At 33.9% G+C, this 1,390-nt stretch carries 1 protein-coding gene; it reads left to right on the top strand.

Features of this window, described 5'->3' with window-relative positions:
* Positions 1-17 precede the first annotated feature (17 nt).
* Positions 18-1,220: an acetate kinase gene (locus PW5551_RS03610; RefSeq protein ID WP_113074450.1), complete on the top strand. Its 1,203-nt coding sequence runs from the start codon at positions 18-20 to the stop codon at positions 1,218-1,220.
* Positions 1,221-1,390: the final 170 nt, after the last annotated feature.

A 1,390-nucleotide genomic window follows, 5' to 3' on the forward strand; every position in this document is an offset into this window, starting at 1 on the left:
TACGAGGAGGATTATAAATGAAAGTATTAGTCATTAACTCAGGAAGCTCATCCTTAAAGTACCAAGTATTAGAGATTGATAGTGAGAAATGTCTTATCAAAGGACTTGTAGAAAGAATCGGTGAGGACGAATCAGATATTGAGCAAACGAATGGAGAAAAAGAATACCAAGTTGTAGCAAAAATAAAAGATCATGAAGAAGCACTAAAAGAAGCATTGAAGCTAATAACTGATTCTGATTTTGGATGTTTGAAAGATTTGAGCGAAATCGATGCTGTTGGACACAGGGTAGTACACGGAGGAGAGAAATTCTTTTCTTCTGTCTTAATAAATGAAGATGTGATAAAAGCTATTGAAGAAAACAGTGATCTTGCACCTTTACATAATCCTCCAAACCTCATGGGAATTAAAGCTTCCCAAAAAGTATTACCAAAAGTTCCGCAAGTCGCAGTTTTTGACACTTCTTTTCATCATACAATGCCAGAAAAAGCGTATATGTATGGTTTACCCTACGAACTTTATCAAAAACACAAAATTAGAAGATATGGTTTTCACGGAACTAGTCATAGATATGTCTCAAAAAAGGCATCACAAATGTTAGGAGAAAATATCAAAAATCTTAAAATAATAACTGCTCATCTAGGTAATGGTGCCTCATTGGCGGCAATAGATAAAGGAAAAGTAGTTGATACATCTATGGGGTTCACGCCTTTAGAAGGTTTAATGATGGGCACAAGAAGCGGTGATGTTGATCCTGGAATAATTATATTCTTATTAAGAAACGGATACAGTATAGATGAAGTCGATAACTTACTCAACAAAAAAAGTGGTGTGTTAGGATTAAGTGAAATAAGTAACGACATGAGAGACATAAGAAAAGGTATAGAAAATGGCGATAAAAAGGCAAAATTGGCTTACGATGTTTATGTATACAAACTTGCGAAATATATAGGAAGTTATGTAACAATATTAAAAGGTTTAGATGTCTTGGTCTTTACTGCAGGAGTAGGAGAAAACGATCACGATGTAAGAAAAGATGTATGCGATTATTTAGAAATCTTTGGTGTTAAAATTGATGAAGAAAAAAATAATGGATTAAATAGAAAAGAAGGAATTATTTCTACAGAGGATTCAAAAGTCAAAGTTTTAGTAGTAAAAACAGATGAAGAGTTGATGATAGCTCGAGATACTAAAAAAATCATTGAAAAGCGCAGAATTTAATAAAGTGTCCCCAACAAATTTGATATGATACTTCCAATTGGTTTTTATTCCCCTTTTTGAAGGGGTGGCTGTGACGGTTACTGTCACAGACGGGGTAGTTGCTTTTGAATTGGATTTTCAATTTGCTAAAAGCAAATTAAAGAGAGACTACCCCGTCTGCAGCATAAAAC

The organism is Petrotoga sp. 9PW.55.5.1 (assembly GCF_003265365.1).
GTDB lineage: Bacteria > Thermotogota > Thermotogae > Petrotogales > Petrotogaceae > Petrotoga.